The 20,245-nt window shown below is 46.2% G+C and carries 17 protein-coding genes and 1 riboswitch; of the genes, 1 reads left to right on the forward strand and 16 read right to left on the reverse strand.

Annotation, left to right across the window (positions count from 1 at the left end):
• Positions 1-5 precede the first annotated feature (5 nt).
• Positions 6-2,678: a calcium-translocating P-type ATPase, SERCA-type gene (locus CVV77_RS04480; protein ID WP_100274725.1), complete on the reverse strand. Its 2,673-nt coding sequence runs from the start codon at positions 2,676-2,678 to the stop codon at positions 6-8.
• A gap of 121 nt (positions 2,679-2,799) precedes the next feature.
• Here CVV77_RS04480 and rqcH point away from each other — a divergent pair, with 121 nt between their 5' ends.
• Positions 2,800-4,512 carry a tRNA modification protein RqcH gene (rqcH, locus tag CVV77_RS04485; protein WP_181280830.1) on the forward strand — a complete coding sequence of 571 codons (1,713 nt, stop codon included), beginning with the start codon at positions 2,800-2,802 and terminating at the stop codon, positions 4,510-4,512.
• Between the two features lie 38 nt (positions 4,513-4,550).
• On the opposite strand, the gene sirC is transcribed toward rqcH, so the two are convergent.
• The 15 genes from sirC to CVV77_RS04560 all read right to left on the reverse strand — a co-directional run bounded on the left by sirC (position 4,551) and on the right by CVV77_RS04560 (position 20,167).
• Entirely contained in the window at positions 4,551-5,039 is a 489-nt protein-coding gene (gene sirC / locus CVV77_RS04490) for a precorrin-2 dehydrogenase (protein ID WP_019258362.1), read from the reverse strand.
• Positions 5,020-5,805 carry a sirohydrochlorin chelatase gene (gene sirB / locus CVV77_RS04495; protein ID WP_100274727.1) on the reverse strand — a complete coding sequence of 262 codons (786 nt, stop codon included), beginning with the start codon at positions 5,803-5,805 and terminating at the stop codon, positions 5,020-5,022. Before sirB ends, sirC begins: the two co-directional genes overlap by 20 nt.
• A gap of 2 nt (positions 5,806-5,807) precedes the next feature.
• Complete coding sequence (gene cobA, locus CVV77_RS04500; RefSeq protein WP_100274728.1) at positions 5,808-6,581, reverse strand: uroporphyrinogen-III C-methyltransferase; 774 nt, start codon at positions 6,579-6,581, stop codon at positions 5,808-5,810.
• Positions 6,582-6,679: 98 nt separating this feature from the next.
• On the reverse strand, positions 6,680-7,273 hold the full coding sequence (cysC, locus tag CVV77_RS04505) for an adenylyl-sulfate kinase (protein ID WP_003238641.1): 594 nt from the start codon (positions 7,271-7,273) through the stop codon (positions 6,680-6,682).
• 12 nt (positions 7,274-7,285) lie between these two features.
• The gene (sat, locus tag CVV77_RS04510; RefSeq protein WP_100274729.1) at positions 7,286-8,434 is read right to left on the reverse strand and encodes a sulfate adenylyltransferase; all 1,149 of its coding nucleotides are present in this window, start codon (positions 8,432-8,434) and stop codon (positions 7,286-7,288) included.
• Between the two features lie 48 nt (positions 8,435-8,482).
• Positions 8,483-9,547 carry a sulfate permease gene (cysP, locus tag CVV77_RS04515; RefSeq protein ID WP_100274730.1) on the reverse strand — a complete coding sequence of 355 codons (1,065 nt, stop codon included), beginning with the start codon at positions 9,545-9,547 and terminating at the stop codon, positions 8,483-8,485.
• Positions 9,548-9,558: 11 nt separating this feature from the next.
• The gene (locus CVV77_RS04520) at positions 9,559-10,260 is read right to left on the reverse strand and encodes a phosphoadenylyl-sulfate reductase (RefSeq protein WP_100274731.1); all 702 of its coding nucleotides are present in this window, start codon (positions 10,258-10,260) and stop codon (positions 9,559-9,561) included.
• A 162-nt stretch (positions 10,261-10,422) separates the two neighbouring features.
• Positions 10,423-10,528: riboswitch (SAM riboswitch) on the reverse strand.
• Positions 10,529-10,672: 144 nt separating this feature from the next.
• On the reverse strand, positions 10,673-11,305 hold the full coding sequence (gene pyrE, locus CVV77_RS04525) for an orotate phosphoribosyltransferase (protein WP_284438272.1): 633 nt from the start codon (positions 11,303-11,305) through the stop codon (positions 10,673-10,675).
• Positions 11,302-12,021, reverse strand: a complete 720-nt coding sequence (gene pyrF / locus CVV77_RS04530; RefSeq protein WP_100274733.1) for an orotidine-5'-phosphate decarboxylase — start codon at positions 12,019-12,021, stop codon at positions 11,302-11,304. Before pyrF ends, pyrE begins: the two co-directional genes overlap by 4 nt.
• Positions 11,990-12,925, reverse strand: a complete 936-nt coding sequence (locus CVV77_RS04535) for a dihydroorotate dehydrogenase (protein ID WP_100274734.1) — start codon at positions 12,923-12,925, stop codon at positions 11,990-11,992. The genes pyrF and CVV77_RS04535 overlap by 32 nt, the downstream gene beginning before the upstream one ends.
• Entirely contained in the window at positions 12,925-13,695 is a 771-nt protein-coding gene (pyrK, locus tag CVV77_RS04540) for a dihydroorotate oxidase B electron transfer subunit (RefSeq protein WP_100274735.1), read from the reverse strand. The genes CVV77_RS04535 and pyrK overlap by 1 nt, the downstream gene beginning before the upstream one ends.
• Entirely contained in the window at positions 13,692-16,907 is a 3,216-nt protein-coding gene (gene carB / locus CVV77_RS04545; protein WP_003238652.1) for a carbamoyl-phosphate synthase (glutamine-hydrolyzing) large subunit, read from the reverse strand. The genes pyrK and carB overlap by 4 nt, the downstream gene beginning before the upstream one ends.
• The gene (locus tag CVV77_RS04550) at positions 16,892-17,986 is read right to left on the reverse strand and encodes a carbamoyl phosphate synthase small subunit (RefSeq protein ID WP_019258354.1); all 1,095 of its coding nucleotides are present in this window, start codon (positions 17,984-17,986) and stop codon (positions 16,892-16,894) included. The genes carB and CVV77_RS04550 overlap by 16 nt, the downstream gene beginning before the upstream one ends.
• The gene (locus CVV77_RS04555; RefSeq protein ID WP_100274736.1) at positions 17,983-19,269 is read right to left on the reverse strand and encodes a dihydroorotase; all 1,287 of its coding nucleotides are present in this window, start codon (positions 19,267-19,269) and stop codon (positions 17,983-17,985) included. The genes CVV77_RS04550 and CVV77_RS04555 overlap by 4 nt, the downstream gene beginning before the upstream one ends.
• Complete coding sequence (locus CVV77_RS04560; protein WP_100274737.1) at positions 19,253-20,167, reverse strand: aspartate carbamoyltransferase catalytic subunit; 915 nt, start codon at positions 20,165-20,167, stop codon at positions 19,253-19,255. The genes CVV77_RS04555 and CVV77_RS04560 overlap by 17 nt, the downstream gene beginning before the upstream one ends.
• Between the last annotated feature and the right edge of the window lie 78 nt (positions 20,168-20,245).

Consider the following 20,245-nt stretch of genomic DNA (forward strand, 5'->3'; position numbering starts at 1 on the left):
TGAATTTATTTTTTTCTTGTCAAAAGTGACCCAGCCAGCAAAAAAGTAGGAATGGCGGACATGCCGATGACGAGCATCCAGTCTCCCGGCGTGATGGCAACTGTATGGAAAATCGGCTGAAGCGGCGGATAGTAGATCACGACCAGCATCAGCAAAATTGATGACAATACTGCGCCGATTAAGTACAGATTTTCAAACGGATTTCTGGAAAAAACAGAGGTCTCGCTGCGACAGTCAAAAACGTGAATAAGCTGAGCCAGCACTAATGTGGCAAACGCGATCGTCTGGGCATAAGCCAAATTCTCCGGATTCCGGTGATACACAATGATAAACGCTAAAATGGTGGCAGCTCCTATCAAAAATCCTCTGGAGACGACCTTCCATCCAAGCTTGCGGGCAAACACTCCTTCTTTCGGATGACGCGGCTTCCGCTTCATCACGTCTCCTTCCGGCTGATCCATGCCGAGCGCCATTGCCGGCAATCCGTCGGTCACCAAGTTGACCCATAAAATCTGAATCGGCACGAGCGGCAACGGAAGGGCGAGCAGCATCGCAAACAGCATGACAAGAATTTCTCCTACGTTAGAAGCCAACAGGTATCTGATAAACTTTCTGATATTTTCATAGATGTTTCTGCCCTCTTTTATCGCTGATTTGATCGTCGCAAAATTATCATCCACGAGAACAAGGGATGACGCTTCTTTGGCCACATCTGTCCCGGTAACACCCATAGAGATTCCGATGTCAGCCTGTTTAATGGCCGGGGCGTCATTGACGCCGTCTCCCGTCATCGCCACAATATGCCCGTTCTCCTGGTAGGCTTTCACGATTTTCAGTTTATGCTCAGGAGAAACGCGGGCAAATACATACACATCCTCCACTACATGAGAAAGCTCTTCTTGAGAAAGTTCATTCAGCATCTTGCCGTCCATGATTTTGCCGCTTTTCGGGAGGAGGCGCAAGTCTTTCGCTATCGCTTTAGCAGTCTCCACATGATCGCCTGTAATCATGACGGTCTTAATTCCCGCTTCACGGCATTCTTTAATCGCCTGTCTGACTTCCGGCCGCGGCGGATCGATGATGCCCGAAAGACCGAGCATCGTCAAATCTTTTTCCGCCTGCTCCATAGACGGTGTTTCACCTGCTTTTAGCGGTCTGTAGGCAACCGCTATCGTTCTGAGCGCCTGGGATGCCAAATGTCTTAATACCGCCTCTGTTTCTGCTTTTCTCTCAGTTGAGAAAAGCGCCGCTGAGCCGTCATAAAAAATACGGGAAGAGCGCTGCATCAGCACATCCGGTGCACCTTTTGTAATGATATACCGCTTTCTGTCCTGATCCTCGACAATGACAGTCATCATTTTCCGTGCAGAATCAAACGGAAACTCTTCAATCATCCGGTAATGAGATTCAACAAACTCCTTTGAAAAACCGCCTTTTCTTGCCGCGGTGAGCAGCGCTCCCTCTGTTGGATCTCCGTCAAGCACATATTCGCCGTCTCTTTTTTCAATATTGGAGTTGTTACAAAGTGCTCCGAACAGCAGCATCTGCTGAAGCGGCGTATGCTCATTCACACTGATCTCTTTTTCGTTCAGTGTGAAGCTTCCTTTCGGTTCATAGCCGGCCCCTGTTACTCTCCATGTTTTTCCTCCGGACCAGACATGTGTCACCGTCATTTTGTTTTGCGTCATTGTCCCTGTCTTATCTGAACAAATGATAGACGCACACCCAAGCGTCTCAACCGCGGGAAGCTTTCGTACGATTGATTTTTGCTTAATCATCCGCTGTACGCCTAGCGACAGCGCCACTGTCACAATCGCCGGGAGCCCCTCTGGAATTGCGGCGACTGCTAACGACACACCCGCTAAAAACATGCTGTACAGATCGTGCCCCTGAATGACACCGACAGCGACGACAAGTACGGTCAAAAGCAAGGCAACAACAATTAAAATCTTCCCGAGCTGCTCAAGTCTTCTTTGCAGCGGGGTTGACAGTGTCCCTGCTGATTCAAGCATGTCGGCAATTTTCCCCATTGCCGTATTCATTCCTGTGCCGACAACGACCCCGACACCGCTGCCGCGGGTCACAATGGTTCCCATAAATGCCATATTCGTAATATCACCGAGGGAAACATCCGGTTTTTTCAATTTATCTGCATGCTTCACTACCGGGATTGATTCCCCGGTCAGCGCTGATTCTTCTATTTCAAGGCTTTTCGCTTCGACAATTCGAACGTCCGCGCCAATCCTGTCCCCGCTTGTAAATTTCACAATATCACCCGGCACAAGTTCCTTAGAAGGAATCTTTGTCCAGCTTCCTTCCCTGAGCGCCATGACATGCGGTGTTGAAAGCTCTTTTAAAGCCTGTAGAGATTGCTCAGCACGCCTTTCTTGAAAGAAACCGAGTATGCCATTCACCAACACAATCGCAATAATCGCAACCGCGTCTACATATTCACCAAGAAATCCTGAGATTAACGTTGCCGCCAGAAGCACAAGCACCATAAAATCTTTGAACTGCGCCAAAAACAAGAGAAGCGCTGATGTTTTTTTCCCTTCTTGCAGCTCGTTTGGTCCATGCTTGTCGAGGCGTTTTTTCACCTCTTTTTCTGTTAATCCTTGTTTCATGGACGTATTGGTTGCCTCTAGTAAATCTGTTTGTCCCATTTCATGAAACTTCATTCCGCTCGTCCACTCCCCTGCTCTCTTATAGAGATATCACTCTATAAGCATGCTTATTCTGACTCGTCCCATTTCATGCTATAATTATCGAATGCAGGAAGAATGAGAGGGTGTATTGCATATGTCGTTTGATGGCATGTTTACATACGGAATGACACACGAACTTAATGAGAAAATGATGGGCGGGCGAATTACGAAAGTCCATCAGCCATATAAGCACGATGTGATTTTTCACATCCGTGCTAATGGAAAAAACCAAAAACTATTACTATCCGCTCACCCGAGCTATTCACGGGTGCACATCACGACGCAAGCTTATGAAAACCCAAGCGAACCGCCAATGTTTTGCATGCTGCTGAGAAAGCATATCGAAGGCGGATTCATTGAGAAAATTGAACAAGCGGGCTTAGACCGCATTATGATTTTTCATATCAAAAGCCGGAACGAAATTGGCGATGAAACCGTTCGAAAGCTTTATGTAGAAATTATGGGCCGCCACAGCAATATCATTTTGACAGACGGAGCAGAAAATGTGATCATCGACGGACTTAAGCATTTATCGCCGTCAATGAACAGCTACCGTACCGTACTGCCTGGCTACGATTATAAGCTTCCGCCGGCCCAGGACAAAATCTCGCCGCTTGAGGCGACAGAAGACGATATTTTACGTCATCTCAGTTTTCAAGAAGGACGGCTGGACAAACAAATTGTCGACCACTTTTCAGGTGTGTCTCCACTCTTTGCTAAAGAAGCGGTTCACAGAGCGGGGCTTGCCAACAAAGTCACACTGCCAAAAGCGCTGCTGGAGCTGTTTACGGAAGTAAAAGAACACCGCTTCATTCCCAACATTACAACTGTAAACGGAAAGGAATATTTTTATCTGCTGGAGCTGACTCATCTAAAAGGTGAAGCGCGCCGGTTTGATTCATTAAGCGAGCTGCTCGACCGTTTTTATTTCGGAAAAGCTGAACGAGACCGGGTTAAGCAGCAGGCTCAGGATCTTGAACGGTTTGTTGTCAATGAACGGAAGAAGAATGCCAACAAAATCAAAAAATTAGAGAAAACACTGGAGTATTCGGAAAACGCGAAGGAATTTCAGCTATACGGGGAGCTTTTAACTGCTAATTTATACATGCTGAAAAAAGGTGATAAACAGGCTGAGGTCATCAACTATTACGATGAAGAAAGTCCGACAATCACGATACCGTTAAACCCGAACAAAACGCCTTCTGAAAACGCACAGGCCTACTTCACGAAGTATCAGAAAGCGAAAAATTCGGTCGCAGTTGTCGAAGAGCAAATCAGGCTTGCACAGGAGGAGATCGAATACTTTGATCAGCTGATTCAGCAGCTTTCGTCCGCTTCTCCTCGAGATATCAGCGAAATCAGGGAGGAGCTCGTGGAGGGCAAATATTTACGCCCTAAGCAGCAAAAAGGACAGAAAAAACAAAAACCGCACAACCCGGTTTTAGAAACATATGAATCCTCTTCGGGCTTAACGATTTTAGTGGGTAAAAACAACCGCCAAAATGAATATTTAACGACAAGAGCGGCAGCCAGAGACGATATTTGGCTTCACACGAAGGATATTCCAGGCTCCCACGTTGTGATCAGAAGCAGCGAACCGGATGAGCAAACAATCATTGAAGCTGCGACAATTGCAGCTTATTTTTCAAAAGCCAAAGTTTCAAGTTCAGTGCCTGTAGATTATACAAAAATCAGGCATGTCAAAAAACCGAACGGCGCGAAGCCCGGCTTCGTCACCTACGACAGCCAGCATACCGTTTTTGTCACACCTGATGCTGATACTGTCATCAAGCTGAAAAAAAGCTGAGCCGCATAAAGAAAAGCCAGAGCATTGTATGCTCTGGCTTATTTCTTTCGTCTTACATGATAAAGCCTGTCAACTTCAGCGACAAAGTCGCCGTCAATCAGCTCATCCACTTTTTCAGCCAGTTCCTTTGTATGCTTTGGACTGGCTCCGTTTGTAGAAACAGACACCGTAACATGCCCTCTTTTTACGATTTTCGGTATGTACACGTTGCCAAGCTCAGCGTCACTGACACAATTGACAAGCTGGAAAGGCAAAGCGGTTTGAGCAATTTCCTTGTTTACTGCCGCATTATCTGTCGCGGCAATAATCAAAAAAGCATCGAGACAATCTTCTTTTTCAATCGTGCGGCTGATCCATCTGATGCGGCGATTGTCTGCCATTTGCTTGATTTCCAGTTCAACATCCGGACTGACAAGCGTAATATCAGCTCCCTCAGAAAGCACCGTTTTCAGCCTTCTGAGAGCAATACTGCCGCCCCCCGCAATGACAACCTTTTTCTTTTCCAGACTAATGTGCAGCGGAAGCATATGAACCTCCGTCAAAATCAAATTGACCATCAGGGTTTGCGGCAGTTTCTCTCACACGGTTTAAAAATGCGTTTTTCACATGGGGGTGGAAACCGATATAGGAAGAGAGGTAGACATTCGGATTTTCAGCTTTTAATTTCTGAACCTCTCGTTCTATTTCATTCATCAGCATACCTGTAAAGAGCAAATAGGGAACAATAAAGGTTGTCATGCCGTCATCTTTTTTAAGCTCTGAAAAAATCTCTTTATAATTCGGGCCGCATGCTGTCAAAAAGCACGGGATGACTTCCTTGACCGGAATCATCTGTTGAAGAAGATTGGCAATGCCGGTTACGTCTCTTTTTACAGCGGGATCTGAACTGCCCCTCCCGATGAGCACGACTCTGGCATTTTCATACGGAACACCTATATCTTTTATTCGGTGATATACTGCTTTGACTACTTCTTCGTCAATCCCGATCGGCTTTCCGTATGAAATGCGGACTGAAGGATATCGCGATGCTGCACGCACAATTTCTTCCGGAATATCATGTTTTGCATGTGCAGCTGTTAAAAGAAGCAGAGGCACCACTGCGATATGAGTGGCGCCTTGCTTCACACATGCTTCAAACCCTGTCTCAATTGTCGGCTCCTGAAGCTCCAAAAAGCTGATTTCCTGTACAGGCGCAGAGACGTGCGCCTTGCATCCTTCCAAAAAGGCTGCGGCTTCTTGCTGCGCCTTTTTTACCCGGCTGCCGTGACCGACATATAAAATCGCTTGTTTCATTTTTACAACGCCTCGCTTAAATCTTGTTTTTTCAGTTCAGATTCAAACCAATCCAGCTTATAGTGATAATTTACAACATTTCCAATGACAATTAAACTCGGATTTTTAATATCTTCTTTTATCACTGTTTCTGAAAGGGTTTCAACTGTACAAAAAACAGATTTTTGCTTGTCCGTTGTTCCCCAGTGAATAAAGGCTGCTGGCGTAGAACCGTCCCGGCCGTTTTCAAGGAGTTTTCTTTCAATCTGCTGTACGTTTTTGATACCCATATAGATGACAAGTGTATCAATTCCTGTAGCCAGCGCTTTCCACTTTTCCTCAAAATCTTCTTCTTTTTTATAATGACCCGTTACAAAAGCGACGTTAGAGCCCGCATCCCGATGAGTAACAGGAATCCCGGCATAAGCGGCTGCCGCGATTCCTGACGTAATGCCGGGGATGATTTCAAACGGAATTCCGTTTTCAGAGAGGCATTCCGCTTCTTCCCCTCCTCTGCCGAACACAAATGGGTCTCCGCCCTTCAGTCTGACAACGGTTTTCCCTTTTTGTGCATACTTCACAAGAAATCGATTGATGGTTTCTTGTTTCATCGTATGAAAATCTGGAAGCTTCCCGCAGTAGATCAGGTCTGCTTGCTCTTTGGCATGTTGTAAAATCTCTTTATTTACTAATCTGTCATATAAGATGACATCAGCTTTTTCAATGGCTTTCAGCGCTTTAATTGTCAGCAGATCAGGGTCTCCGGGACCCGCTCCTACAATATATACTTTCCCCATCGTATTTCCCCCGATCTATTCGAGTTCTTCCAGAACATTCGCTGTGATGTTGTTCTCGCTTGCATTTCAACATCTGAGAAGAACACAGCAGATCATATTTAGCTCAATTTTTGTTTGACAAACTCGATCAGCTGGTTTTTACACTCTTCACGGTCATGCTGTCCTGAATCAAGAACGAGCTCCGGTGCTTCCGGCTCTTCATAAGGAGAATCAATTCCTGTAAAGAACGGAATTTCCCCGTTTCTTGCTTTTTTGTAGAGCCCTTTCGGATCTCTTTGTTCACAAATATCGAGGTCGCATTTAATGTATACCTCATTGAATTCGCCTGCTTCCACAAGCTGGCGAACCTGTTCTCTGTCCTCGCGGAAAGGAGAGATAAAAGCAGTAATCACAATGGTGCCCTGCTGAACAAAAAGCTTTGCCACCTCTCCGATTCGGCGGATGTTTTCTTTTCGGTCTTCATCAGAAAAACCAAGGTCCTTATTTAAGCCGTGACGGATATTATCCCCGTCCAGCACAATCACTTGGTAGCCCTGTTCAAACAATTCTCTCGCAGCTGCATTGGCAATCGTTGATTTACCTGAACCGCTTAACCCTGTCAGCCAGAGAATGGAGCTTTTGTGCTTGTTTTTTTGCTGATACTCTTCTTTTGTAATAGAGGCTTCATGCCATACGATATCGCGATTTGTCACTGCCAGTCCTCCTTAAGATACGCCTGCTTCTTCTTTTTTCTTCATACCTCTGATTAACACTTCTACGACTTCTGCGCGGCTGAATTCTGCAGGAGGCAGCACACCGTCTCTCAGCATGCCTCTTACCTTAGTGCCTGATAAGATGACGTGATGCTCTCTGCCGTGAGGGCAAGTTTTCGCTGTTCCCATATTTCCGCATTTTTCGCAGAAGAAGCTGTGCTCGAATTTCAGCGGTGTAATTCCGAGTTCTTCAGGTTTAAATGTGTCAAACAGCTCCTGTGCCTCGTATGTTCCGTAATAGTCACCTACACCTGCGTGATCGCGGCCGACGATAAAATGCGTGCAGCCATAGTTTTTTCTGACAAGCGCGTGGAAAATCGCTTCTCTTGGTCCTGCATAACGCATCGCCGCTAAGAAGACGCCAAGGAACACGCGGTCTTTCGGATAGTAATTGTCTAGAAGCACTTGGTAGCTTTCCATGCGCACATCGGCTGGGATGTCATCAGATTTTGTTTCGCCTACCAGCGGGTTTAAGAACAAGCCGTCTACTGTTTCAAGAGCCGTTTTTTGAATGTATTCATGCGCTCTGTGAACAGGATTTCTTGTTTGGAATCCGACAATGGTTTCCCAGCCTTTTTCCGCAAACTGGTGTCTTGTTTCCGCTGGTTCAAACGTAAACTCAGGGAACTGTTTTGAAGCTTTTTTAATCAATGTGATCGGTCCGCCGACATATGTATCGCCGCGGCCGAACAGCTTTTTAACACCCGGATGCTCCTGCTCATCCGTTTTGTACACATTGACAGCTTCTTTTTGTTTGTCAGGCACGTACAGGTCTTCGATTTGGATCACGCCGTATGTTTCTCCTTCATACGTTAGCTTTACCGTTTCACCGACTGACAGTTCCGCTGCTTTTTGCGCATCGACCGGAAGTGTGATTGGAAGGGACCAGACAACGCTGGAAGAAAGACGCATGTTTTCGACAACAGATACGTAATCTTTTTCATTAAAGAAGCCTTCGATCGGGCTGTATGCGCCAATTCCGATTAATTCCAAATCCGCGAAAGAAATTAAATCAAGTTCAATTTCTTTTTGAATGCTGCTCACATCATATGATTCATCTACTCTGTTTACTAATGTTCCTCCGTGTGGTGCTAAGCTCATAATATCCATTTCCTCCTAGTTAACATATAAAATAACTCAGATTAATGATCAGATTCCCCCGCCTTGTTCGTGGACAGAGCGTCTCTCTTTACGAATGGCCTTCGTCAGGCTGATGGCACCGCCCGCCGCTAAAAGCACGCTTACCATGATAAAGATTGAATAATAATCCTCTTTTAAAAACAAGGATACAAGCAGATAAGAAATCGATAAAGATAAAAACGGCGATACGATCCATACCTTCAGCATCGTTTGAACAACTTGTTTATGGAACACATTCGGACCGTTTTTTGCCATGCCTATTCCGATAATAGACGATGACGTGACTTGCGCCAGAGGCACCGGCATCCCAAATACAGAACTGATGATCACCAGTCCGGCTCCTGTACCAGATAAGAGAATGCCTTCTCCTTTTGAGAATCTCGTAATTTTCTTCCCGTTTGTTTCTAACACCCGCCGGCCTAATAACAGTGCGCCAAGGGAGACAAAAACTCCCCCGTACAAGGTTCCTTTCGCGACATCAAGCACACCGGCAGCTACTAATGGGCCAACGGCATTCGCCACGTTGTTCATGCCGGCAGAGAACGCTTCAAAAAATCCGGCAACTAACAAAACAATGCCAAGGACTTTTTGCTTTTTAGAAGACTTAATTTCAATCTTAAAATAGCTAAACAGCTTTGAAACAAAATAGGTGAAGCCGAAAGCAAACAGCGGGACAAAAACCCAAAACGTCACAATGACCAGAAGATTGTTCACAAACAATACTTTGTAAGCCACTCCCACTCCGACAACCGCGCCGACTGTTACTTCACTTGTCGACAATGGAATGCCGAGCAGATTAGCCGTAAAGAGCGACAGCGCAGCGGCTCCAATAATGATGCAAACAATCGTCAGTGTAATCGTCTGCTCAGGGATAATGCCGGAGCTGATGGTTTTTACAACCTCGCCCCCGCCAATGACCGCCCCGGCCAGCACACCGACTGCACATATGATCAAAGCGTAGGTTTTCTTTTTGATGGCTCCAGAGCCGTAAGCAACTCCCATCGAAGCTGCAGCGCCGCTTGCACCGATATTCATCGCGAAAAACAAGCTAAATAAAATAGCGGCTAGTTCCATTTTGCAGCTCCTTATTCATGCAATCCGCATTCTGTTTTCGCCATACCATTCCATCTGCCTGAGCGTAAATCCTCTGCGGTAAAAGCAGGAGCCGTACAAGGTGCGCAGCCAATGCTTGGATATCCTTGGTCATGAAGCGGGTTGTAGTCCAGCTCATTCCGGGATGTGTATCTCCAAATGTCTTTCCAAGTCCAATGGATAAGCGGACATACTTTTACTGATTTGAATTTTTCATCTTTGTTTAAGAAATTCGTATTGGCACGGCTTGGCCCTTGATCGCGGCGCAGACCGGAAAGCCAGGCCGGATGCCCTGAAAGCGCCTCTCTTAAAGGAACAACCTTTCTAAGATAGCAGCACTGATTCGGCTCTCTTTCCCACAGTTTTTCACCATATTCTTCGGCTTGCTCCTCAAGGGTAAGATCTGGCTTTTTCAGGATGATATTAAGACCCGGATAACGCTCTTTCACTCGCTTAATCGTTTCATAGGTTTCTTTAAAATGAAGTCCTGTATCAAGAAACACAATCTCTGCGTCTTTTTTCACTTTATAAATTAAGTCAATCAGAACGATTCCCTCAATTCCGAAACTGCAGGCATAAACAAGCTGATTGCCGTAATGGCCGTATGCCCACTTTAAAACTGACAGCGCTCCTTTATAAGGATCGTCTTCCGGAAATGTAATCGTTGGTTCCTCCCAATTATCGTACGTTAACATTTCTTCTTTCCTCCTTTCGGAGACAAACAAACAGTAGCTTTCTGCCGGTTGTCTTTTCCCAATTGTAATGTGGTGCGGCTGCTGTTATCGCAAACAGCCTTTTTTCCTCTTAAAATAAAAAACTTTCAATCCGGCGGAAAGAAAGACAGGAACAGCATGTAGCCCTTATCTTTCAAAATGGAATTCATTTTGCTGGAAGTAGCACCTTACACACTGTGCAGGTTGCCGGGCTTCATAGGTCCAGTCCCTCAGCCGCTCTTGATAAGTTTTTAGATTTGTAGTAAATTTTAGCACAATTCTAACATAAGTCAACCCGACTTTTTTTATAGGATTAATAAAAAAACAGGCCTCTAGGCCTGTTTTCACGCACAGCAAGGCTTTGAAGCCCCTGTGCATCACCGGAATTTATTTTTTATTTTTTAAACCAATCTTTTGACTCGGGATTTAGCTTCCACGTTTGCAGCTTTTTTAGATCGTCCGAATGAATATTTCCGTTTTCAAGCGCGACCTCTGTCAGCGTATCATAATCAGTTAATGAGTAGTATGGCAGCTCTGCCTTCGCAAACGCTTCCTGCGCTTTAGGAAGCCCGTACGTAAAGATTGAGACAACCCCAAGCACCTCACAGCCAGCCGCTTGTAAAGCTGCCGCAGCTTCAAGCACGCTGCCTCCTGTGGAGATTAAGTCTTCAATGACGACCGTTTTTTGGCCTTTTTGAACAGCTCCCTCAATCTGATTGCCTTTTCCGTGCGCTTTCGGCTTGCTTCTCACATAACACATCGGAAGATTCAAACGGTCAGCCGCCAGTGCAGCATGAGGAATACCGGCTGTTGCTGTTCCCGCAATCATTTCAGCTTCAGGAAAATGCTCTTCGACAAGCTTGCTGATGCCTGTGGCGACATCATTTCTGACCTCCGGGAAAGATAGTGTAAGGCGGTTGTCACAGTAGATTGGCGATAAAATGCCGCTTGCCCATGTAAATGGTGCGTTTGGGCGTAAAAATACAGCTTGGATGTCTAATAGATGTTTTGCGATGATTTGTTTCATTGTTTGATTCCCTCCCATTCGAGTCTGACAGCTTCATAGGCTTTTACCGGGTCTGCCGCTTTTGTAATCGAGCGTCCTACCACAATCGCTGATGAACCTTTCTCTCTTGCAATTGCAGGTGTTGCTACGCGGATCTGGTCATTCGCAGCGTCCTCTGACATCCTGATCCCCGGAGTGACAGTCAGAAATGAAGGCGAAACCGCTTGGTAAATGGCTTTTGCTTCATGAACAGAGCAGACCACTCCATCCAGTCCGCTTTCTTCCGCCAGTTTGCTGTAGTGCACAACCGTGTCGATCAGAGGCTTTTGGATCAGCAGTTCATCTTTCATCATTTGTTCAGATGTGCTTGTCAGCTGGGTTACCGCGATAAGTGACGGGCGTTTTTTTCCAGCCGGCGTACCTTCTTCTAAACCTTCCAGAGCTGCTTGCATCATTTTTTTGCCCCCGGCCGCATGAACATTGACGAGGTCTACTCCGAGACCGGCAAGGCGCTTCATCGCTTTGTTTACAGTGGTCGGGATGTCATGAAGTTTTAAATCTAAAAACAGTTCGCAATTTCTTTCTTTTAGTTGTTTAACTATGGATGGCCCTTCTTGATAAAAAAGCTCCATTCCAACCTTTACAAATAACGGTTCTTGCTGAAAAGACGCTAAGAATGCAAGTGTTTCTTCAACTGATGCAAAATCAAGCGCGATGATGGGCAGGTTGTTTTTCATGATTCCAGCTCCTTCCGATGCATTCTTCAATTGATTGATAGCCGTATTGGCGCAAAACAGCAGGGAGCTGTTCAATGATGTCTGGACATGCAAAAGGATTCACAAAGTTTGCTGTTCCGACTGCGACCGCGCTTGCTCCCGCGAGAAGAAACTCCAGTGCATCTTCAGCCTTCTGCACGCCTCCCATACCGATAATCGGGATATTGACAGCCTGGCTGACTTCATACACCATGCGAATGGCAACCGGCTTCACAGCAGGGCCGGAAAGTCCCCCTGTTTTATTCGCTAATATCGGCTTGCCTGATTTTAAATCGAGCCTCATGCCGATTAATGTGTTGATCATCGTAAGACCATCCGCTCCCGCCTCTTCGATCGCTGATGCAATTTCTGTGATATTTGCCACGTTCGGGGAAAGCTTCACATAAACGGGCACATCTGAAACCTCTTTAACCGCTTTCGTCAAATCGGCAGCCATTTCAGGGTTCGTGCCAAAAGCGATTCCGCCTGTTTTCACATTCGGGCAGGAAATGTTCAATTCAAGTGCATGAACATTAGGCGCTTTGCTGATATGCTTCGCGACTTCAACATAATCCTCGACTTGAGAGCCTGCGACATTGGCAATGATCGGCGTATCAAACTGCTCAAGCCACGGCAGCTCATTTTGCAAGACGCTTTCCAGCCCCGGATTTTGCAGACCGATCGCATTGAGCATTCCAGCGCCAGTCTCAGCTACCCTTGGGGTCGGATTCCCGAAGCGAGGCTCTTTTGTCGTAGCTTTGATCATGATTGCTCCGAGACAAGACAAATCATAAAAACGCGCAAACTCTTTTCCGAAACCGAAGCAGCCTGATGCAGGAATGATCGGATTTTTCAAATCAAGCCCGGGTAATTTCACCTCTAGCATTACAGCGCCACCTCCTGAGCTTTAAATACAGGCCCGTCGAGACATACTTTTACGTAGGATGTCTCACTTTCGTTTGTATGGCACACACACGCGAAGCATGCGCCGATTCCGCAGCCCATTCGTTCCTCCATAGACAGGTAGACTTCTTTATGGGCATATTCCTGTTTTAACGCCTTCAGCATCGGTGTCGGCCCGCAGCTGAGGAGAATGTCAAACTCTAGATTTTTCTGTTTAATTACATTTGTAACAAACCCGGTTTCCCCATAGCTTCCGTCAGCTGTTGCCACATACGTGTCTCCGTACTGCCGGCACTCTTCTTCGTAAAAAACATCCTTTGCTGATTGAAATCCTAAAACGTGTATGACCTTGATCCCTTTTTCGTTCAAGCGTTTCGACAGCTCTTGGAGAGGCGGCACACCTACACCGCCTCCTACCAGCAAAGCCGTCTTTCCGGGTTGGACTTCATTGACTGGAAAGCCATTTCCCAAAGGCCCGAGGACATCCACAAGCTCTCCCTGCTGCTTTAGCGACAAGAGTCTTGTTCCTTCCCCATCTACTCGATAAATGATGGTCACTTCATTTTTTTCAAAGTTGACGTCGGCGATGCTGATCGGCCTTCTCAAAAGAGGCGTAACCGCTTCGCTCACTTTAAGATGAAGGAACTGTCCCGGGGTTGTAAACCCTTGGACAAGCTCCCCTTTCAGAACCATTTGATACACCCGGTCTGCAATTTGCTGGTTAGAACATACTGTCAAATACGCTTTTTTCATATAGTGACTGCCGCCTCCTGATTTGTATTGACTGCCGGCATTTGATCAGCACGGAATGTCATGCTTTCCAGCACTCGCAATATCGCTTCTGCCGTATCTAAAGATGTTAAGCAGGCAACACCGTTTTCTACTGATTCACGTCTGATTCTAAATCCGTCTCGTGCAGGCTGCTTTCCTTTTGTCAGCGTATTGATGACAAACTGCGCTTCTCCGTTTCTGATCACATCAAGCAAGTTCGGGCCGTCCTGGCCGATTTTTCCGACGACCTTCGCTGGAATTGAAGCTTCTTTCAGGTAACCTGCCGTTCCTTCCGTGGCTAAAATGTTGTAGCCGATCGCATGGAACCGCTTAGCGATGGCCAGCCCTTCTTCTTTGTCTTTGTCAGCCACTGTTAAAAGCACGGAACCGTAGTTAGGGATTTGAATGCCTGAAGCAATCAGGGCTTTATAGAGCGCCTTTTCAAGGGTAGAATCTTTACCCATGACCTCACCTGTTGATTTCATTTCAGGCCCTAACGTAATGTCCACTCTTCTCAGCTTCGCAAAGGAGAAGACCGGTGCTTTTACAAATACACCTTGCTGTTCAGGCTGAAGGCCCTCTGTATAGCCAAACGCAGCCAGCTTTTGACCGAGAATGATTTTGGTTGCGAGATTCGCCATTGGGATACCTGTAATTTTGCTTAAGAACGGTACGGTTCTGCTTGATCTCGGATTCACTTCGAGCACGTACACTTCGCCTTTTGACAAGACGAATTGAATATTGAGCAAACCGACAATGTTCAGCCCTTTCGCTAGTGCGATCGTGTACTGTTCAATTTTTTTCTTAATGTCCTCTGTGAGAGACTGAGGCGGATAAACAGCGATTGAGTCTCCAGAGTGAACGCCCGCACGTTCAATGTGCTCCATAATTCCCGGGATTACAACTGTTTCACCATCAGATACTGCATCCACTTCAATTTCTTTCCCAGTTAAGTATCTGTCAATTAATACTGGGTGCTGCGGATTGATTTTGACTGCGTTTTTCATGTAATGAAGCAGTTCTTCCTCATGATAAACAATCTCCATCGCCCGGCCGCCTAGTACATAGGAAGGGCGCACCAGTACCGGATAGCCGATGTCACTCGCGATGCTTACCGCCTGATCAACTGATGTCGCTGTTTTGCCAAGCGGCTGCGGAACGCCAAGTTCTCCAAGCGCTTGTTCAAATTTATCCCGGTCTTCCGCGCGGTCTAAATCTTCTAATGAAGTCCCAAGGATTTTGACTCCGCGTGCAGAAAGCTCGTCAGCCAGGTTAATGGCAGTTTGTCCGCCGAATTGTACGACAACGCCCACCGGCTGTTCGAGGTCAATGATATGCATGACATCTTCAATTGTAAGCGGCTCAAAGTACAGTTTGTCTGAGATGCTGAAATCTGTTGAAACGGTTTCCGGGTTGTTATTGACAATAATGGCTTCATAGCCTGCTTGTTTAATGGCCCACACAGAGTGAACAGTCGCGTAGTCGAACTCAACACCCTGGCCGATTCGAATCGGACCGGAACCAAGCACGATCACACTTTTCTTATCCGTAACGACAGACTCATTTTCTTCTTCGTATGTGCTGTAGAAGTATGGCGTTTCTGATTCAAATTCTGCCGCACATGTATCTACCATTTTGAAAACCGGCGCAATTCCCGCTTGTTTTCTCAAGCTGTAAAGCTCCGATTCTTTCATTTCCCACTCACGGCTGATGTACTTATCAGAGAATCCGAGTTCTTTTGCCCGTCTCAGCACATCCGTATCGCCAGCATGTGCCTTCAATTCTTTTTCAAACTGTACGATTCCGAACAGCTTATGCAGGAAGAAGACATCGATAGCGGAAAATTCATGGAGCTCTTCTACCGTGTAGCCTCTTCTGTATGCTTCAGCTAAGTAGAATAAGCGTTCGTCACCGGCCTTTTTAATTCGTTTTTCAAGAAGCTCATCGGAAATGTCAGCAGCGTCTTTCAATTCCAGATGATACACATCCGCTTCCAGGGAACGCACAGCCTTCAGCAATGACTCTTCAAGCGTGCGGCCGATCGCCATGACCTCTCCTGTCGCTTTCATTTGCGTGCCGAGCTTTCTGTTTGCTGATTCAAACTTATCAAACGGCCAGCGCGGAATTTTGGATACGACATAGTCAAGAGCCGGTTCAAATGCTGCATATGTTTTTCCTGTCACCGGGTTCATCATTTCATCTAATGAAAGACCGACTGCGATTTTAGCAGCGAGCTTTGCAATCGGATATCCCGTCGCTTTTGATGCAAGAGCAGATGAACGGCTAACACGCGGGTTTACTTCAATAATGTAGTATTGGAAGCTGTCCGGATCTAAAGCGAGCTGTACGTTACATCCGCCTTCGATTCCAAGAGCGCGAATCAGTTTTAACGATACATTCCGCAAGAGCTGATATTCGCGGTCGCTGAGCGTTTGGCTCGGCGCGACTACAATACTGTCTCCAGTGTGGATTCCGACTGGATCAATGTTCTCCATGTTACAAACGACAATGGCGTGATCCTGGCTGTCTCTCATGACTTCATACTCGATTTCTTTATAGCCGGCGATGCTTTTTTCAAGCAGACATTGATGCACCGGGCTTAATTTTAAGCCGTTCTCAACAATTTCTTTCAGTTCGGTTTCATTCGAGCAAATGCCTCCGCCTGTTCCGCCTAATGTATATGCCGGGCGGACAATGACAGGGAAACCAATTTGACTGACGAAGTTTTCAGCTTCTTCGAGAGAGTGGATGATCTCACTTTCAGGCACCGGTTCATTCAGCTCATTCATCAGTGTTCTGAACAAGTCACGGTCTTCAGCCTGCTGAATCGCAGACAGTTTCGTGCCAAGCACTTCAACGCCGCATTCTGCCAGGACGCCTCTTTCTGAAAGCTCAACCGCAAGATTCAAACCGGTTTGGCCTCCGAGAGTGGGAAGAATAGCATCCGGGCGTTCTTTTCTGATGATTCGTGTCAGGAATTCCGGTGTGAGCGGTTCGATGTAAACCCGGTCAGCCATTTCTGTATCTGTCATGATCGTGGCAGGGTTTGAGTTGACAAGGATGACTTCATAGCCTTCTTCTTTCAAAGCAAGGCAGGCTTGCGTTCCCGCATAGTCAAATTCTGCTGCTTGGCCGATGATGATCGGTCCGGATCCGATTACTAAAATTTTGTTAATGTCTACGCGTTTTGGCATACCGCTTCCCCTTCTTTCTCTGTTGTTTCGATCATTTCAATGAATCTGTCAAATAGATGGTTGGCATCCTCAGGACCAGGCGAGGCTTCAGGATGGTATTGAACTGTAAATGCCGGCAGTGTTTTATGCTTCAGCCCTTCAATCGTATCGTCATTAATTGCGATATGTGTCACTTCCAGTTCTGTTTCGTTGATGGATGACACTGTATAGCCATGGTTTTGCGATGTTAAGGCGACTTTTCCAGTAGCCAGCTCTTTTACCGGGTGGTTTGAGCCTCTGTGGCCGAATTTCATTTTCTCAGTATTCGCCCCGCACGCCAGCGCGAATAATTGGTGGCCAAGACATATTCCGAATAATGGCACTTTTCCGAGAACACCCTTAATCATTTCAATCGCTTCAGGCACATCTTTTGGATCCCCAGGTCCGTTAGAAAGCATGATACCGTCCGGTTTCAGCTGAAGCACTTCTTCCGCTGTAATGTTGTAAGGCACAACGATAACGTCACATTTCCGTTTGTTCAACTCTCTTAGAATTCCGTGCTTCATGCCGAAGTCAACCAAGACAATGCGTTTGCCTCTTCCCGGGCTCGGATATGCTGTTTTGGCTGATACTTGGGATACTTGATTTCTCGGCAGTTCAGTTTCGTTCAGTCTTTTCAGCACTGCCTCGATATCTTCATCAGGTGAAGCGAATGTTCCTTTTAGCGCGCCTGCCGTGCGAATCATTCTTGTCAGCTTTCTCGTATCAATTCCCTGCAGTCCCGGAATGTTTTTCATTTTTAAATATTCGTCCAATGTGTATGCTGAACGCCAGTTTGAAGGCAGTTCACATAATTCTTTGATGATCAGCCCTTTCACAAAAGGGGTAATGGATTCAAAATCATCACGGTTAATGCCGTAATTTCCGATAAGCGGGTACGTTAATGTTACGATCTGCCCGCAGTAAGAAGGATCAGATAAAATTTCCTGATAGCCTGTCATCCCAGTGTTAAAAACGACTTCTCCCATGCTGTGCTCTAAGCTTCCGAAGGCTTCTCCCTCGAATACCGCTCCGTTTTCCAGTACTAATCGTCTCTTCATTTGACAAGTCTCCCTTCTTCATAAACAAGCTTCCCTGCCGCAATTGTAGCGACCGGCCAGCCGGTGCAGCTGATGCCGTTGAATGGTGTATTTTTTCCTTTTGATAAAAATGTCTCTTTGTCTATAACTGCTTCTTTTTCCAAATCGATTAACGTAATGTCAGCGACTTGCCCCGTTTGTAATGTTCCGTATGGGAGACCGAACGCTTCGCATGGTTTGATTGTCATGTAGTCAATCAGCTGTTTCAGCGACCAGCTGCCATTTTTGACAAAGTGTGTGTATAGGAGCGGGAACGCTGTTTCTAAGCCGACAATTCCGAATGGCGCCAGCTTCATGTCTGTGTTTTTCTCTTCTTCTGTATGCGGCGCATGGTCTGTTGCGATAAAATCAATTGTTCCGTCTAAAAGACCTTCGATTAAAGCGGCTCTGTCTTCTGCGCTGCGGAGCGGAGGATTCATTTTATAATTTGTGTCCAGCCCCGGAATGTCCTCATCACAAAGCAGCAAATGATGCGGTGATACTTCTGCTGTCACTTTGATTCCTGCTTTTTTCGCATCGCGTACGACTCTGACAGACTCTTTCGTGCTGATATGGCATACATGGTAATGGCAGTTTGCCGCTTCAGCCAGCAACACATCGCGGGCAATATGGACCGATTCACACACAGAAGGAATGCCGTTGAGCCCGTTCGCTTTGGAGAATGCCCCCTCATGAACGCTTCCTCCGTAAATTAAGGAATTGTCTTCGCAATGCGCAACAATCGCTTTGTCAATTGCAGCTGCCCGTTTCATCGCTTCATACATCATTCCTGCTGTCTGTATACCGACGCCGTCATCTGTGAAGGCAAATGCCCCGGCTTCTTTTAAAGCTTCAAAGTTTGTCATTTCACCGCCGATTTGTCTGATCGTAATAGATGCATATGGAAGAACTCTGACGCATGATGTTTCTTTAATACGGTTTTGCACCCATTCCATCTGCTCCTTCGTATCAGGAACAGGCCGCGTATTCGGCATTGCTGCTACTGTTGTATAGCCGCCGCGCGCTGCTGCTTTTGCGCCGGTTTCAATGGTTTCTTTTTTCTCTCCGCCCGGCTCTCTGAAGTGTACGTGGAGATCAACAAATCCAGGTGAAACAAGCAATCCTTTTGCATCAATTACTGTTTCTTCATCCGCTGCATCAAGCTTGCCGATTTCAGAGATGATTTCTCCTGTCACTCGAATATCCGCTTCTGTTTTTTCACCATTTTTGTTAAGTATCCAGCCGTTTTTAATGAGATATGACATACGCTGCTTCTCCTCTTTTCACATTGGTTTGTAAGGCACGCTGTATCACTGCCATTCTGATAAATACGCCATTTTGCATTTGCTTGAAGATTCTTGATTTTTCGCTTTCGACTAAGCTGTCATCAATCTCGACTCCTCTGTTTACCGGAGCTGGATGCATAATGATCGCATGCTGCTTCATACGTTCAGCCCGTTCTGCAGTCAAACCGTACTTGTTTAAATAGCCGTCTTGGCTGACAGCGGACTGATGTCTTTCATTTTGAATGCGCAGCAGCATGACGACATCGGAAGACTCAACTGCTTCATCTATTGAGACATATGTGCCGAATGTATTTTCTTCATCTTGCCATTCCGTAGGACCGGAAAACAGGACTCGGGCACCTAGTCTAGTCAAAACTTCTGCATTTGATCTAGCCACTCTGCTGTGCTTGATATCGCCGTGAATGGAGATGGTAAGCCCTTTGAACGTATTGAACTCTTCATAAATCGTCATTAAATCAAGCAGTGATTGTGTCGGATGCTGGCCGCATCCGTCTCCCGCATTAAGAATCGGGATATTCACCTGGCTGACAAGCTCTTTATAGTACTCATCCTCACTGTGCCTGATGACGCACACGTCCGCACCAATTGATTCGAGCGTCCGGATGGTGTCGTATAAGGTTTCGCCTTTTTGCACGCTTGTGCTTGTTCCATCAAGGTTGAGCACATTCATACCCAGCTTTTTTTCTGCGACCTCAAAGCTGAACCGCGTTCTCGTGCTCGGTTCAAAAAACAGGTTCGCTGCAAATTTCCCCATAAGCCAATTGTCTGTTTTTCCGCTTTTTAGGTCTTGTGCTGTTTGAAGCAAATCTTTGATTTCCTCAATACTGAGTTCGCTCATCGTCGTTAAATGCTTCATGTTTTTTCCCCTCTCATTTCAACTTTAAGGCTGAAAAAAACCCCGGTCTTAGATAGACTCGGGGTATGGTTAAATAGA

Source organism: Bacillus sp. SN1, from assembly GCF_002796895.1.
GTDB classification, from domain to species: Bacteria; Bacillota; Bacilli; order Bacillales; family Bacillaceae; genus Bacillus; species Bacillus inaquosorum.